Here is a 15,530-nt window from a genome sequence, read left to right as displayed (position 1 = left end):
TGCGTCGGAAGGACGCATATCGTGGTTCGGGTCTGCCAGGTGCGCGTGGAGCCTGCTCATTTCCGCCTAGGACCACGGAATTCCCGCTTTTCCCGTGCGCAATCATGAGGAAACGATCTTCCAGCGCTGTCAGATGGCTCCCAGGTCGACAGTGACGGAGAGGGGCGCGGCAGCCTTGATCACACCGGTGAACGTCTCGCCGTCCCGGTAGGCCTTGGTGGCGGGGTCGAGGACGTAGGTGTAGATGATCGGGACACCGGTGGCGGCCTGTTCGACCCGCCAGTAGAAGGGGATGCCGGCCTTGGCGTACTGGTCCACCTTCACGATCCGGTCGGTGGTTTCCGAGCCGGGCGACACGACCTCGACGACCAGGAGTACGTGTTCAGGGCGGGTGGGCGTGAGGTCGATGGTCTCCGCCCGGTAGACGACGACGTCCGGACGGCGGTTGGTGAGTGGAACGTCCTGCAGGCGGACGTCGAAGTCCGTGTCGGCGTTCCAGTCCGGGCTTGCGACGGCGTCCAGGGCGTTGGCCAGGATCCGGGCCAGCCGGTTGTGCCGCTTGGACGCGCTCGGGCGCACGACCACCATCCCGTCCACGATCTCAATGCCGGCACACTGCTCCTCGGACCAGGAGTCGTACTGCTCCGCGCTGATCTGCTGGGAACGGAACCTCGTCCGGGATGCCCGCCGCCGCTACAGCCGCCTCATCGCACAGGTGCAGCTCGGCCAAGCGAGGCAGAGCCCGTGCGGGCCTCGCCGACGGGGCCGGGCATTGTGAGAGGCTGGGTCGTATGAACCGGTTGGCTGGTGTGACCTCGCCTTATCTGCTTCAGCACGCTGACAATCCGGTCGACTGGTGGCCCTGGACGCCGGAGGCTTTCGAGGAAGCGCGGCGGCGTGATGTACCCGTTCTGCTATCAGTCGGCTACTCGGCGTGCCACTGGTGCCATGTGATGGCCCATGAGTCGTTCGAGGACGAGACGACGGCCGCGTACCTCAACGAGCACTTCGTCAACGTCAAGGTCGACCGCGAGGAGCGCCCGGACGTCGACGCCGTCTATATGGAGGCGGTGCAGGCGGCGACCGGCCAGGGCGGCTGGCCCATGACCGTCTTCCTGACGGCGGACGCCGAACCGTTCTACTTCGGCACCTACTTCCCGCCCGAGCCCCGGCCCGGCATGCCGTCGTTCCCGCAGGTCCTGGAGGGGGTGCGGGCTGCCTGGACGGACCGGCGCGAGGAGGTGGGCGAGGTCGCGGCGAAGGTCGTACGGGACCTGTCCGAGCGCGAGCTGGTGTACGGCGGGGGCGCCGGTGTGCCCGGCGAGGAGGAGCTGGCGGGCGCGCTGCTCGGGCTGACCCGTGACTACGACGAGCGGCACGGCGGCTTCGGCGGCGCGCCCAAGTTCCCGCCGTCGATGACCCTGGAGTTCCTGCTGCGCCACCACGCCCGTACGGGCGCCGAGGGCGCGCTCCAGATGGCCGCAGACACCTGCGAGCGGATGGCGCGCGGCGGCATCTACGACCAGCTGGGCGGCGGCTTCGCCCGCTACTCGGTGGACCGCGAGTGGGTGGTGCCCCACTTCGAGAAGATGCTCTACGACAACGCGCTGCTGTGCCGGGTGTACGCGCACCTGTGGCGGGCCACCGGCTTGGAGTCGGCGCGCCGGGTTGCCCTGGAGACCGCCGACTTCATGGTCCGCGAGCTGCGCACCGCCGAGGGCGGCTACGCCTCGGCCCTGGACGCCGACAGCGACGACGGCAGCGGGCACCACGTGGAGGGCGCGTTCTATGTGTGGACGCCCGCACAGCTGGCCCAGGCGCTGGGCGAGAAGGACGGCGAGGCCGCCGCGCGGCACTTCGGGGTGACCGAGGAGGGCACCTTCGAGGAGGGCGCCTCCGTCCTCCAACTGCCCCCGGATGGCGGCCCGGTGGCGGCGGACGTACGCGACCGGCTCTTCGCGGCGCGTGAGACCCGGCCGCGTCCCGGCCGGGACGACAAGGTCGTCGCCGCCTGGAACGGCCTGGCGATCGCCGCGCTGGCGGAGACGGGTGCGTACTTCGACCGCCCCGACCTGGTCGAGCGGGCGACCGAGGCGGCGGACCTGCTGGTCCGCGTCCACATGGACGACCGCGCCCGCCTGTCGCGCACGTCGAAGGACGGCCAAGTAGGCCCGAACGGCGGTGTGTTGGAGGACTACGCCGACGTCGCCGAGGGCTTCCTGGCGCTCGCCGGGGTGACGGGGGAGGGGGCCTGGCTGGAGTTCGCCGGGTTCCTGCTCGACATCGTCCTGGACCAGTTCACCGGCGGGGGCGGGGTGCTCTACGACACCGCGCACGATGCCGAACAGCTGATCAGGCGCCCGCAGGACCCCACGGACAGCGCCACCCCGTCGGGCTGGACGGCGGCCGCCGGAGCGCTGCTCTCGTACGCGGCGCACACCGGCTCATCCGCCCACCGGGCCGCCGCCGAGGGCGCGTTGGGCGTGGTCAAGGCGCTCGGCCCGCGCGCCCCGCGCTACATCGGCTGGGGCCTGGCGACGGCCGAGGCCCTCCTCGACGGCCCCCGCGAAGTGGCCGTGGTGGGCCCGCCCGGAGGCGAACTCCACCGCGCCGCACTGCTGGGCCGCGCCCCGGGCGCGGTGGTGGCGGTGGGCGACCCGGCCGGCGCGGAGTTCCCCCTGCTGGCGAACCGCCCGCTGGTCGACGGGGGCCCGGCGGCGTACGTGTGCCGCCACTTCACGTGCGAGGCGCCGGTGACGAGCACGGAGGCATTGGCGCAGGCGCTGTCCTGAGCGCGCACGCGGGTTCCCCGCGCCCGTGCGGGGCGCGGGGAACCCGTGCGACTCAGTTGTCGTTCGCGAAGATACCGATGCCCACCCAGTCGCCGTCGCTCGGCGGCATCCACGCCCGGACCCACTCGTCCTGCGAGCCCAGCCAGGCGCCGCCGTTCTGGCCGCAGGTCTTGTCGGTCCACTTGCTGAAGTGCATCGAGTCGCGCCACCACCAGCCGTACATCCGGGTCTCGTAACCCGGCGTCGCCAGGCAGGCCGTGGTCGGCTGGCCCTTCTGGTTGAAGCCCTGGATCTTGATCGACTCGACCCTGTGCGTCTCGTCGTGGATCATGATCTGCTGCCCGTCCGTGCCCGCGAACGCGGTCCCGCCGGTGGCGGCGACGCCCGCGACGGCCAGCGCGCCGGTGGCGGCGGCCATGGCGAACTTCTTGCCCATACCCATGAGTTGTCCCCCCTCGATCAAACACAAATGATCATGTGCGGGGAGATCGTACGACACGTCAGGCGATAGTCGCACACAGCCGTAACCGGATGATCAGTCAGTTATGATCACCGCATCATCGGCAGTCGACGGGGGAAACCGACGCCGAGGTGATGCGGGGAACCAGCTTCCGGAGACCGGTCGGTCCGTGATGCCCAATCGGGCGGCGGCCGACCGTGCGCCCACACCGGAACGTCTCATTCCGCCATCAGGATTCATGCACCCCCGAGTCCCGAGCCCCGCTCACCAGAGAGAGAAACATGGCGGACGAGAAGGTCCTTGCTGCCCAGAAGTGGGTCAACGCCACTTATTCGATGGTTCCCGGCTATGCGAAGTGCCCCGAGGACGGGCGCACCGGCTGGTCGACGATGTTCTCGCTGACGATGGCGCTGCAGGGCGAACTCACCATGGCCCCGCTGGTCGCGAGCTTCGGTCCGGGCACGCTGTCCGAGCTCGCGAAGCGCGGCGACATCGGCCCGAACGAGCAGAACGTCAACATCAAGAAGATCGTCGAGCACGCCCTGTTCTGCAAGGGCTACTGGGGCGGCGACGGTACGGGGTCGTACGGCGCGGCCACCGACAAGTCGGTCAGGGCGCTCAAGAACGACGCCGGCCTCGACGCCTCCAACGGCCTCGTGTCACCGAAGGTCTTCAAGGCGCTGCTCAGCATGGACGCCTACGTATCGTCGCCGAACGGCGGCACCGACACGGTCCGCGCGGTCCAGCGGTGGCTCAACGGCCGCTACTTCAGCCACTCGTCGTTCTTCGTCGGTCCCGCCGACGGCGTGTACTCCCGCGATGTGCAGAAGTCGCTGATGAAGGCGATCCAGTACGAGCTGGGCATACCCGACGACCAGGCGACCGGCGCGTTCGGCCCCGGCACGCAGGCGGGTCTGAAGGCCCACACGGTGAAGGAGGGCGACTCGGGGATCTGGGCCCAGCTCTTCTCGGCGGCGTGTGTGTTCAACTCGCCGATTCCCAACGCCAAGGGCGACAGCAGCATACCCACCACGTTCCGGGACAAGTTCGACTCCAAGCTCACCGAGTGGGTCAAGGCGTTCCAGAGCTTCTCCGAGCTCGACACCCGGGACGGCCGGGGCGACTACCGCACCTGGGCCCAGCTGCTGGTCTCGACCGGCGACCCGGACCGGACCGCCACGGCCTGCGACACCCGCTTCCAGATCACCCGCCCGCGCGCCGACGCCCTGTACAAGGCGGGGTACCGCCATGTCGGCCGCTACCTCTTCGACCCGCCGGGCAGCACGCTCGACAAGGAGATCAAGGACGGTGAGCTGGCCGACATCTTCGCGGCCGGGCTGAGCGTCTTCCCGATCTACCAGGACAACGCGCGCCGCCTCCAGGACTTCACCTTCGAGCAGGGCTTCGAGCACGCGCTGAACGCCCATTCCCGTGCGGACGGCTACGGCTTCAACCGGGGCACGGTCATCTACTTCGCGTGCGACTACGACGCGACCACCGACGAGATCGCCTCCAACATCGTGCCGTACTTCCAGGGCGTCCAGGCGGGTCTGGCGAACCGGGGGAAGAAGTACGTCCACGGCGTCTACGGCTCGCGGAACGTCTGCACGCAGGTCAGCAAGAACACCGACGCCCGCTACTCCTTCGTCTCCGGCATGTCCTGGGGCTTCTCCGGCAACCTGGGCTTCCCGCTGCCGCCGAACTGGGCCTTCAACCAGGTCAAGGAGTTCAAGTTCATCTACAGCGGCGACTCGTTCGACCTCGACAACGACGTCCACCGCAGCGGCAGCGACACCGGCCAGAACACGGTGCACCAGCAGGTGCAGCCGGCGGACGATTTCGTCAAGTACATCACCACGCTCTTTCCGCTGGCGCTCCAGTACGGCAAGGGCGACCCGAACCAGCTGGTCATGGAGTACGGGCGGCAGAAGGCGTACGCCGGTTTGAAGTGGTGGGCCCTCATCGGTTCGCCGGACGAGGACTACATCAAGTTCGCCAACAGCAGGGGCGCGTCCCTCCTCCAGGACTTCAAGGACCCGGTCACGGGCTACACGGTCGGTGCCGAGCACCTGCTGGCGGCCGCCAACGGCCACTACGTGAAGCCGCAGCAGGAGGACGACATCAGGAAGATCGGTGAGGGCGACATCGCCGGCTGGGCCGGCGACCTCATCACGCTCTACGGGGAGTGGCGGCGCGACGTGAAGGCGTATCCGTCCGGATACACCTACTGCCAGGCCAAGTTCGGCAAGATCGGCGTGGTCTCCACATTCAGCTTCAACGACCTCATCGAGGACGCGGACGGCTATCTGATCGCCCGGCGTGCGCAGCGCGGCGGTCAACTGGTCGACATCGTCCGTGAGCACTACGGGCAGGGCGAGCGCGACGCGGGCGCACTGACGCGCTTCCGCGACTACTTCGAGCAGCGGTTCGGCGGCAGCACCGACTTCGTGGTGACCATGGCCCGCTCGGTCCTGCTGCAGCAGGCCAACCCGAAGATCGCGATCGGGCGCACCTCGCTCATCCGGGACATCGCGGGCTCCAACGCGACCCTGCCCGAGCAGCTCTCCGACGACGTCCTCAACGGCTTCTGCCGGGGCTTCGCCGACGGGCTGCGCGACCGCGCCCTGCAGGAAGCCAACGCCAAGGGCCTGTAGGTCCGGGTCCGGTACGTACGAAAGTGATGAGGAACCGATTCATGAGTGATGTCATGACGCAGGCGATGCGCATCGACCGCCGCCGCTTCCTGGTGACCGGCGTCGGCGTCGCCGGTGGCGCGGCGCTGGTGGCCGGCGGGATGTCCGGTACGGCCGTGGGCGCCCCGGCCGTCCCCGCCGCCCCGGCCGCCAAGGAGTGGCACGGACGCACCTCCGCCAACGGCTGGCCCGTCGTCGCCGCAGCACCCTCGCACCGCGTCGAGGGCGCCGGCGGCGTCCGCTTCGGCGCGCTGGACGGCGATGTGGCGACCGTGCTCACCCACGTGGTGCGCCGCTACCACTACGAGATCCACACCCTCGGTACGACCGAGGTCACCGGCCACACCGCCGCGCGGGCGGTGGCGGCGCCGTACGAGAGCAACTACCTCTCGGGCACGGCGATCGCGATCCGGCCGCTGCTGTACCCGGTGCGGGCGCGGGACGGGTTCTTCCCGCACGAGCTGGTGGTCGTCCGCGACATCCTGGCGGACCTGGAGGGCGTGGTGAAGTGGGGCGGCGACGAGTCGACCGCCAAGGAGTCCCACTTCCAGATCGACGTCCGCCCCGGCGACTCGGGGCTGCGCCGCGTGGCGGCGAAGCTGCGTGGGTGGGATGAGCAGCCGGGGGAGGGCGCGGGCACGATCGACGCGCTGGCTCCGGGGCGGGTGAAGGCCGCGAAGGCCTTGGCGGCCCGCCAGCGGTGAGAGGTGGGGGCCGGCTCCCCGTACCCCGGCGGGTACAGGGAGCCGGCCCCGGCTCGGCGCGGTGATTCGGCTGCGGGCCGGTGGGGGCTGGTCGCGCAGTTCCCCGCGCCCCTTGGGGGATGCGGGCGCGGCACGTTCAGGCCCTCCCGGCCCCGGGGGCGCGGGGCTGTGACATGGTGCGGCTCCGCCGCGTGGGCGCGACCGGCCCGCCACGACCCGCAGCCGAATCACCGCGTCCCTCAGCGCCGCAACCCGTCCCGCACCACATCCAGCGCTCGCCCCACCAGCTCCACCAAGTCGTCCTCGTGGTCCCGTTCCGCCCAGTACACCGTCGTCTCGTAGAGCGCTCCGAGCACCGCCATCGAGTACACCCGTACCTCCAGCTCGCCCTCCCCGCGGCCCGTCCGCTGCGCCAGGACCTCGCAGAGCTGGCGGCTGGTGACCGCCATCGACTGCATCATCCGGGCCCGCAGCGCCGGTACCCGGACCAGCAGCGTCGTCCGCTGAATCGTCTCTTCGCGGTCGTGTTCCAGCGCCAGCCGGGTCGCCTTGTCGATGACGTGGCGCAGGGACTCCAGGGGCGGCTCGTCCGCGGGGCGGGCGCGCAGCTCGCTGACCATGATCGGGTCGTACTCGTCCGTGAGGACGATGTCCTCCTTGGTGGGGAAGTACCGGAACACCGTCGACGGGGACACCTCCGCCGCCTCGGCGATCTGCTCGACCGTCGTCGCGTCGTACCCCTGCTCGGTGATCAGCCGGTACGTCGCGCGCCGGATCGCGACGCGCGTCTTGAGCTTCTTGCGTTCGCGCAGCCCGAGCTGCGGCTGCATGTCCTCGGCGAGGGAGTCGAGGGACCGGGTGCGTGGCGTGGCGGACATGTCGACATTCTCAGGCATCCATGACGTCCACGGCATCAACGGGCGTCCCCGCCACCTCCCGCGCGGCCGGTTCCGGCCCCTCCCGCCCCGGCAGCAGCGCCGCCGCGAGCAGTGCGGTGACCAGCGCCGCCACCCCGCACACCAGCAGCACCGTGTTCATGCCGTGGACGTACGCGGAGTCGGCCGAGGCGGCGAGCCGGGAGTCGCCGAGGCGCGCCGCGACCAGGTGTGCGGCCACCACCGAGTCCCCCGCCCGGTCCGCCGCGGGCCCGGGCAGCCCGGCCGTGTCGAGCTTGTCCGCGAACACCCCGGCGAGCAGCGAGCCGAGGAGCGCGATCCCGACCGCGCTGCCCACCTGTCGTACGGTCATCAGCAGTCCGGATCCGCTGCCCGCGCGGTCGGGCGGCAGCGTGGCGAGCGCGGCCGTCATCGCGGGCACCATCGCGAAGCCGAAGCCGAGCCCGGTCAGGGTCAGCCACAGCGCGGTGAACCCGTATCCGCTCTCCACGGTCGTACGGCTGCCGAGGAAGGCCGAGAAGGCGAGCACCACGAGGCCCGCGCAGATCGTGGCCCGCGCCCCGAACCGCCGCACCACCGGCTCCCCGGCCTTGGCCGCGATCGTCAGCCCGCCCATCAGGGGAAGCATCCGCAGCCCGGTGCCGAAGGCGTCGTTGCCGAGCACCGCCTGGAGGTACTGGGGCAGGACGAACATCAGCCCGGCGAGGATGAACATCACCAGCGTGGCCGCCAGCGTGTTCAGCAGGAACGGCCGGTGGGCGAGCAGCTTCATGTCGAGCATCGGACGCGGCGCGCGCCGCTCCCGTACGACCAGGGCGGCGATCAGTGCCGCGCCGCCGCCGAGGGTGGCGAGGACCAGCGCGTCGCTCCAGCCGCGCGTCGGCGCCTCGATGATCCCGTAGATGAGGGAGCCGAGGCCTGCGGCGGTGAGCACGGTGGAGAGGGCGTCGACGCGCGGCGAGGCCGGGTCGCTGGTCTCCGGGAGCAGGAAGGCGCAGGCGGTGATGCCGATCGCGACCATCGGGACGTTGATCAGGAAGACCGAGCCCCACCAGAAGTGGTTGAGCAGGAAGCCGCCGATGATCGGGCCGAGCGGCAGGCCGAGCGCGGAGGAGGCGGTGACGATCGAGACGGCCTTGGTGCGCTCCTCGGCGGGGAAGAGCGAGGGCAGTACGGCCAGGGCGAGCGGCATGACGAACGCGGCTCCTATTCCCATGACCGCGCGGGCCGCGATGACCGCCCCGACGCTGGTGGTCAGCGCGCCGACGAGGGAGCCTGCCAGGAAGATCCCGAGGCCCGTGATGAGCATCCGGCGGCGGCCGAAGCGGTCGCCGAGGAGTCCGGCGGGGAGCATCAGGGCGGCGAAGACCACGACGTAGGCGTCGGCCATCCACTGCTGCTGGCCGGTGGTGGCGCCGAGCTGCTGGGCCATCGTCGGCAGCGCGACATTGAGGATGGTCATGTCGAAGCCGAGCACCAGCATGCTCGCGACCATCGCCGCCAGGGCCCACCAGCGCCGTGGATCGGGGCCGGAAACCTGTGTCATGGCACACCTCCGTAAGAGTTACCGTCAAGTGACAGTAACTCTCAAAAGAGGGTCGGCGTCAAGAATGCTGGTAGGCGACCAGGGAGATTCCGACGTAGTGGACGACGAACGCCGCCAGCGTCAGGGAGTGGAACACCTCGTGGAAGCCGAACCAGCGCGGCGAGGGGTTGGGGCGCTTGATGCCGTAGATCACGCCGCCCGCGCTGTAGAGCAGTCCGCCGACGACGACCAGGACGAGCACCGCGATGCCGCCGGTGTGCATGAAGTCGGGGAGGAAGAAGACCGCCGCCCAGCCCATCGCTATGTAGCAGGGGGTGTAGAGCCAGCGCGGGGCGCCGACCCAGAAGACGCGGAAGGCTATCCCGGCGAGCGCCGCCGCCCATACCGCCCAGAGCAGCACCCGGCCGGTCGAGTCCGGGAGCAGCAGCAGGGTGAGCGGGGTGTAGGTGCCCGCGATGATCAGGAAGATGTTGGCGTGGTCGAGCCGGCGCAGGATCGCCTCGCCGCGCGGGCCCCAGTCGCCCCGGTGGTAGACGGCGCTGACGCCGAACAGCAGACAGGCGGTCAGGACGTAGATCCCGCAGGCGATCCGCCCCCGGGTCGAGTGGGCGAGCGCGGTGAGCACGATGCCCGAGACGACCACCGCCGGGAACATCCCGGCATGCAGCCAGCCGCGCAGTTTGGGCTTCAGGGGCACGGTCGGCGCAGGGGCCGTCACCTGATCAGTCATGTCCCGCATGCTACCTACGCCTCCGTAGGTTACGGATGGGGGCGGCCCGTAACCGTATGCCCCGGCCGTGTGCACCGCAGATGAAACAAGGGAGGGCGAGTGGCGATGCTCACGTGAGAGTGCCTCTGGACATATGGGCGAACGGCACGGATGATCAGATGAGTGCGGTCGGCACCGGATGAGCGCCAGGTACCAGAAGAAGCGTCCGGGTCGCAGCCCCCACGGGGCAACGAACGAAATTCCCCCACAAGGGGATACCGAACCTTCAACAAGGAGCGATCGTGGCGCGCGACATCGCGGCTTCCACCACTGTCCCGACGAATCACCAGGAGCTCATCTCCTGGGTAGACGAGATCGCAGCCATCACGCAGCCGGACAGGGTGGTCTGGTGCGACGGTTCCGAGGCCGAGTACGAGCGTCTCTGCGAGGAGCTCGTCGCCAAGGGCACGTTCAAGAAGCTCGACCCGATCAAGCGCCCGAACTCGTACTACGCCGCGTCCGACCCGACCGATGTCGCGCGGGTCGAGGACCGCACCTTCATCTGCTCCGAGAAGGAGGAGGACGCGGGGCCGACCAACCACTGGAAGGCTCCGGCGGAGATGAAAGAGATCTTCGCGGGTGAGAAGGGGATCTTCCGGGGCTCGATGCGCGGCCGCACCATGTACGTCGTGCCCTTCTGCATGGGCCCGCTCGGCTCGGACCTCTCCGCGATCGGCGTCGAGATCACCGACTCCGCCTACGTCGCCGTCTCCATGCGCACCATGACCCGTATGGGCCGGCCGGTCCTGGACGAGCTCGGCACCGACGGCTTCTTCGTGAAGGCCGTCCACACCCTGGGCGCCCCGCTGGAGGCGGGCGAGGCCGACGTGCCGTGGCCCTGCAACTCCACCAAGTACATCTCGCACTTCCCGGAGACCCGCGAGATCTGGTCGTACGGCTCGGGCTACGGCGGCAACGCCCTGCTCGGCAAGAAGTGCTACGCGCTGCGCATCGCCTCCGTCATGGCGCGCGACGAGGGCTGGCTCGCCGAGCACATGCTCATCCTCAAGCTGACCCCGCCGCAGGGCGAGTCCAAGTACGTCGCCGCGGCCTTCCCGTCCGCCTGCGGCAAGACGAACCTCGCCATGCTGGAGCCGACGATCTCCGGCTGGACCGTCGAGACCATCGGCGACGACATCGCGTGGATGCGGTTCGGCGAGGACGGCCGGCTGTACGCGATCAACCCCGAGGCCGGTTTCTTCGGCGTCGCGCCCGGCACCGGTGAGCACACCAACGCCAACGCGATGAAGACGCTGTGGGGCAACTCGGTCTTCACCAACGTCGCGCTCACCGACGACGGCGACGTGTGGTGGGAGGGCATGACCGAACAGGCGCCCGCGCACCTCACCGACTGGAAGGGCAACGCCTGGACGCCCGAGTCGCAGACCCCGGCGGCCCACCCGAACGCCCGCTTCACCGTCCCGGCCGGCCAGTGCCCGACGATCGCCCCCGAGTGGGAGGACCCCAAGGGCGTCCCGATCTCCGCGATCCTCTTCGGTGGCCGCCGCGCCTCCGCCGTACCGCTGGTGACCGAGTCCTTCGACTGGAACCACGGCGTCTTCCTCGGTGCGAACGTCGCCTCCGAGAAGACCGCCGCCGCCGAGGGCAAGGTCGGCGAGCTGCGCCGCGACCCGTTCGCGATGCTCCCGTTCTGCGGCTACAACATGGGCGACTACATGGCCCACTGGGTCAAGGTCGGCGCCACCGCGGACGCCGCCAAGCTGCCCAAGATCTACTACGTGAACTGGTTCCGCAAGAACGACGCGGGCAAGTTCGTGTGGCCCGGCTTCGGCGAGAACAGCCGTGTCCTGAAGTGGATCGTGGAGCGCCTGGAGGGCAGGGCCGAGGGCGTCGAGACCCCGATCGGCATCCTGCCGACCAGGGAGTCCCTGGACACCGCGGGCCTCGAACTGCCCGAGGCGGACCTGGAGTTCCTGCTCAAGGTCGACACCGAGGTCTGGCGCGAGGAGGCGGCGCTGATCCCCGAGCACCTCAACACCTTCGGGGACCACACGCCCAAGGAGCTGTGGGACGAGTACCGCGCGCTGGTCGCCCGCCTGGGCTGACCCGCCCGCCCGAGACTCGTGGCGGGCTGCCCCGAAACACCGCCCTGACCAGTGGGGTCACGACGGTCCGCCACGACACGATCGGCCCCCGGAGCCCCCTCACGGCTCCGGGGGCCGGATCGCTTTCCCGGGATGGTTTTTCGCCATGGCGGCTGCCGGGGGCGGGCGTTCGCGGGACACTCGGACCCGGAGCGCGTTGGGCCGAGTGAGGGGGCGCGGAGGTTGCGCACACCGGTGAGTGATCCGCTGCGGGTGGGGCCGTACCGCATCGTCGGGCGGCTGGGGTCCGGCGGGATGGGGTGGGTGTATCTGGGGCGGTCGCCCGCGGGCCGGGCCGTCGCGGTCAAGGTCGTACGTCCCGAACTCGCGGCCGACGACGAGTTCCGGCGGCGCTTCGCCCGCGAGGTGGCCGCCGCGCGGCTGGTCGGCGGGGCGTACACGGCGGCGGTCGTCGACGCCGACCCGGAGGCCGAACTGCCCTGGCTGGCCACGGCGTACGTGCCCGGGCCCGCCCTGTCGGAGGCCGTCGGCGCGGACGGGCCGCTGACCGAGGGGCAGGCGCGGCGGCTCGGGGCCGGTCTGGTGGAGGCGCTGCAGGCGATCCACGGCGCCGGAGTGGTCCACCGCGACCTCAAGCCGTCGAACGTGCTGCTCGCCGCCGACGGGCCGCGCGTCATCGACTTCGGTATCTCGGCGGTCGCCGGGGCGACCGGGCTGACCCGGGCCGGGCAGCTGATGGGGACGCCGCCGTACATGTCGCCCGAGCAGATGACCGGCGACCGGGCCGGGCCCGCCAGCGACGTCTTCTCGCTCGGCGGGGTCCTCGTCTACGCCGTCGCGGGGTACGCGCCGTTCCGGCACGGCGCCGGGGTGGCCTACCGGGTGGTGCACGCCGAGCCCGAACTCGACGACGTACCCGGTGAGTTGAGGGATCTGGTCGCCGGGTGCCTGGCCAAGCGGCCCGAGGACCGGCCGGGTCTGGACGTGCTGCTCCAGGGGCTGCTCGGCCCGGAGGCGGGCGCCGCGCGGGCGCTCACCTGGCCGCCGCCCACGGTGGCCCGGCGGATCCGGGTCCGCACCGGTGAGCTGAAGGTCCACCGGGCGCCCGGCAGCGGGGCGTCGCTGCCGTCCTGTCTGCTGCTGCACGCGCAGACGCTGCTCGACGCGGGGCTCAGCGACGCGATGGTGATCGAGGCGGTGGGCCGTGCGGCACTCTGAGGGGACACCGGCGGCCGACGGGAGAGACCTGGGCGTCCAGTGGCGGTCGCTGGTCCACGGGTGGGCGGCCGGGCGCCATCTGCACTGCGAGGAGGACACGGTCTCCGTCTCGCTGCGCTTCGACCTCGCGGACGCCGGAAGATCCGTCACCGTCCGGTTCATGACCACCACGAAGCTGCTGGTCGCGTTCATGACCGACGGCCGGTTCCTGCGCGGCGACCAGCTGGCGACGGCCGCCGCGGCGGCGAACGCGTGGAACACCGAACAGCTGGTCCCGATGCTGTCGGTGTGGGACGTACGGGGGCCGCGGCCCTGTATCGCCGGGGTCTGCACCCTGCCGCTCAACTGTCGGATGAACCAGCCCGCATTCGATTCTCTGGCCGGGGATTGGGTGGAACAGGCGAGGCAGATGTTCGTCCGGTGCCACCAGGTTTTCCAGTTGTAGGTGTGGCTTTCGGGAATGCCCCGGGAATGGCCAAAACCCTTACGGGCAGGCGCCGGTGCCGTCATATTTGCGATGTGCTTTTCCGGGGGCGGGGAGGTTTTCGCACATGGGGCAGCTTCGTTGGCCGCGCGCTGCGCGACGGCTGTGGGCGTTGGCCGGGCTGCTGGCCGTGGCCCTGCTCGCATCGGCCCTTCCGGCCGCCGCCGGTGAACGCTCGTGCTCGGGGGGACTTGCCGCCCGGCTGGACTGCTGGGCCGGGCGCGTCGGCACCCAGGACGCGTCCGTGCTCGTCACCCTGCACCGGCCGCTGGAGCTCGACGGGAAGACCGCCGACTGGAAGCTCTCCCAGCGCAAGGCCACGTTCGACCGCGGCCCGCTGGTCCTCATGGTCCCGGCCGGGCACCCGACGGGAGGGGGCGGCACCCTGCTGCTCGTCCTCGCCGGGGACCGGCTCGTCGACCCGGACGCCGAGATCACCCGGCTCGACGACAGGACCGTGACCGCCCTGCGCGAGGCGGGCGCCTGCGAGGGCAAGCTGTGCGAGACCGTCGAGACGGCGGGCCACAAGGGCAAGAGCCTGCGCGGCAAGGAGCTGGTGGACGCGGGGCTGGCCGCCGAGCTCGCCCGCAACTCCGACAGCGTCGGCGGCTCCGGCGGCGGCTCCCCGCTGCTCGTCCCGGCGCTCGGCGTCGCCGCCCTGCTGCTGCTCCTGGTGACCGCGCTGGTCTTCGCCGTACGCCGCTCACGGGGCCCGCGCCTCGCGTTCGCCGCACCCGCCGCAGGGCGCCCGGCCGCCGCGCACACGGGCCGTACGGGAAGCGCTACCGGCACGCCGAGCGCTACCGGGGCGCCGGGCAGGCACCGTGCGGCGCCCGGCCGCGACGTCGGCAGGCCGACCGCGCCGGGCCGCGTCGCCGTGGTGCGCACCGCGCTCCACCCGCAGGGGTACGTCGAGCTCGACCAGTGTCTGCGCCGGGCGGTCTGGTCCGAGCCGGGGAGGCCCGCGCCCGCCCCCGGCGCCACCGTCGAGGTCAGCGAGGGCCGGGGCAAGGACGCCGGGATCCTGTACGCCCACGCGTACGCGGAGAACGGACGGGCCGTCATTGACCGGGCACCGCACGGCAGTTGACCGGCAAGGCGAAGTACGGGAACGGGGAGAGGTCAGATGCGCAGGCAGCAGCCAACCAGGACACTTCCGGCGGAGTACGCCGACATCGAGTTCGAGAACAACGCCCAACGGCTGCCGCTGGTGCTGTGCCTCGACACCTCCAGCTCGATGGCGGGCCCGCCCATCGACGCGCTCAACACGGCGCTGAGCGAATGGACCCGCGAGCTCCACGACGACGTCAGCCTCAGCTACACCGTCGAGGTCGCCGTGATCACCTTCGGCGGCCGGGGCGTCACCGCCTGGCGTGGCGGGCAGCCGCTCGAACCGGGCTCGCCGGTAGGCCCGTTCGTCGCTGCCCACATGTTCGAGCCGCCGCGGCTCGACGCCTCGGGGGTGACCTTGATGACCGAGGCCCTGGAGCTGGCCATGCACGTGGTCACCGCCCGCAAGACCGAGCTGCGCTCCCAGGGCTTCCAGTACTACCGGCCGCAGATCTGCCTGGTCACCGACGGGCTCCCGACCGACGGCACCGGCCACATCAGCCGCACCTGGCAGCGGCTCGTCCCGGTGCTCGCCGAGGAGCAGGCCGCCCGGCGCTTCAGGCTGTACGCGATCGGGGTCGGCGGGCTCACCGACCTGGCCGAGCAGGTCCTCCAGGCGTACGCGCCGAAGTTCAACGCCCGGCTCCAGGGCTTTCCGTTCCGCCAGCTGCTCCAGATGATGTCGGCGAGCGCCAGCGCCGAGACCAGGGGCGCGGGCGACGAGGTCTTCGAGAAGATCTTCAGCCAGTTCAAGACGCAGCGCCCGGCCTGGGAAGCCTGAGCGGGCCATGG

The 15,530-nt window shown here is 70.8% G+C and carries 13 protein-coding genes; 8 read left to right on the top strand and 5 right to left on the bottom strand.

What is annotated here, in order from left to right; genetic code table 11:
• Positions 1 to 129: 129 nt before the first annotated feature.
• Positions 130 to 654, bottom strand: a complete 525-nt coding sequence (locus ACZ499_RS24130; RefSeq protein WP_468677849.1) for a Uma2 family endonuclease — start codon at positions 652 to 654, stop codon at positions 130 to 132.
• 137 nt (positions 655 to 791) lie between these two features.
• Here ACZ499_RS24130 and ACZ499_RS24125 point away from each other — a divergent pair, with 137 nt between their 5' ends.
• Entirely contained in the window at positions 792 to 2,792 is a 2,001-nt protein-coding gene (locus ACZ499_RS24125) for a thioredoxin domain-containing protein (protein WP_468677799.1), read from the top strand.
• A 52-nt stretch (positions 2,793 to 2,844) separates the two neighbouring features.
• Here ACZ499_RS24125 and ACZ499_RS24120 read toward each other — a convergent pair whose 3' ends face one another.
• The gene (locus tag ACZ499_RS24120; RefSeq protein ID WP_468677797.1) at positions 2,845 to 3,234 is read right to left on the bottom strand and encodes a hypothetical protein; all 390 of its coding nucleotides are present in this window, start codon (positions 3,232 to 3,234) and stop codon (positions 2,845 to 2,847) included.
• Positions 3,235 to 3,533: 299 nt separating this feature from the next.
• Between ACZ499_RS24120 and ACZ499_RS24115 the strand changes: the two genes are divergently transcribed.
• Complete coding sequence (locus tag ACZ499_RS24115) at positions 3,534 to 5,906, top strand: glycoside hydrolase domain-containing protein (RefSeq protein WP_468677795.1); 2,373 nt, start codon at positions 3,534 to 3,536, stop codon at positions 5,904 to 5,906.
• 41 nt (positions 5,907 to 5,947) lie between these two features.
• Positions 5,948 to 6,649: a hypothetical protein gene (locus ACZ499_RS24110; protein WP_468677793.1), complete on the top strand. Its 702-nt coding sequence runs from the start codon at positions 5,948 to 5,950 to the stop codon at positions 6,647 to 6,649.
• Positions 6,650 to 6,888: 239 nt separating this feature from the next.
• Here ACZ499_RS24110 and ACZ499_RS24105 read toward each other — a convergent pair whose 3' ends face one another.
• Genes ACZ499_RS24105 through trhA form a run of 3 tightly spaced genes read right to left on the bottom strand, consistent with a single transcriptional unit; the run spans position 6,889 to position 9,830 of the window.
• Positions 6,889 to 7,527 carry a TetR/AcrR family transcriptional regulator gene (locus tag ACZ499_RS24105; protein ID WP_468677791.1) on the bottom strand — a complete coding sequence of 213 codons (639 nt, stop codon included), beginning with the start codon at positions 7,525 to 7,527 and terminating at the stop codon, positions 6,889 to 6,891.
• A 10-nt stretch (positions 7,528 to 7,537) separates the two neighbouring features.
• On the bottom strand, positions 7,538 to 9,091 hold the full coding sequence (locus ACZ499_RS24100; RefSeq protein ID WP_468677789.1) for an MFS transporter: 1,554 nt from the start codon (positions 9,089 to 9,091) through the stop codon (positions 7,538 to 7,540).
• Positions 9,092 to 9,149: 58 nt separating this feature from the next.
• A complete protein-coding gene (gene trhA, locus ACZ499_RS24095) occupies positions 9,150 to 9,830 on the bottom strand; it encodes a PAQR family membrane homeostasis protein TrhA (RefSeq protein ID WP_468410565.1) in 681 nt (226 codons plus the stop codon).
• 272 nt (positions 9,831 to 10,102) lie between these two features.
• Between trhA and ACZ499_RS24090 the strand changes: the two genes are divergently transcribed.
• The 5 genes from ACZ499_RS24090 (at position 10,103) to ACZ499_RS24070 (ending at position 15,519) form a co-directional block, all read left to right on the top strand.
• The gene (locus tag ACZ499_RS24090; protein ID WP_468677788.1) at positions 10,103 to 11,926 is read left to right on the top strand and encodes a phosphoenolpyruvate carboxykinase (GTP); all 1,824 of its coding nucleotides are present in this window, start codon (positions 10,103 to 10,105) and stop codon (positions 11,924 to 11,926) included.
• 234 nt (positions 11,927 to 12,160) lie between these two features.
• Complete coding sequence (locus ACZ499_RS24085) at positions 12,161 to 13,144, top strand: serine/threonine-protein kinase (RefSeq protein WP_468677786.1); 984 nt, start codon at positions 12,161 to 12,163, stop codon at positions 13,142 to 13,144.
• Positions 13,131 to 13,589 carry a hypothetical protein gene (locus tag ACZ499_RS24080; protein ID WP_468677784.1) on the top strand — a complete coding sequence of 153 codons (459 nt, stop codon included), beginning with the start codon at positions 13,131 to 13,133 and terminating at the stop codon, positions 13,587 to 13,589. The genes ACZ499_RS24085 and ACZ499_RS24080 overlap by 14 nt, the downstream gene beginning before the upstream one ends.
• A gap of 106 nt (positions 13,590 to 13,695) precedes the next feature.
• Complete coding sequence (locus ACZ499_RS24075; RefSeq protein WP_468677783.1) at positions 13,696 to 14,718, top strand: hypothetical protein; 1,023 nt, start codon at positions 13,696 to 13,698, stop codon at positions 14,716 to 14,718.
• Positions 14,719 to 14,754: 36 nt separating this feature from the next.
• The gene (locus ACZ499_RS24070; protein WP_468677782.1) at positions 14,755 to 15,519 is read left to right on the top strand and encodes a vWA domain-containing protein; all 765 of its coding nucleotides are present in this window, start codon (positions 14,755 to 14,757) and stop codon (positions 15,517 to 15,519) included.
• Positions 15,520 to 15,530: the final 11 nt, after the last annotated feature.

Source organism: Streptomyces sp. NPDC031265 (assembly GCF_055570295.1).
This window is presented reverse-complemented; position numbering and strand designations above follow the sequence as displayed.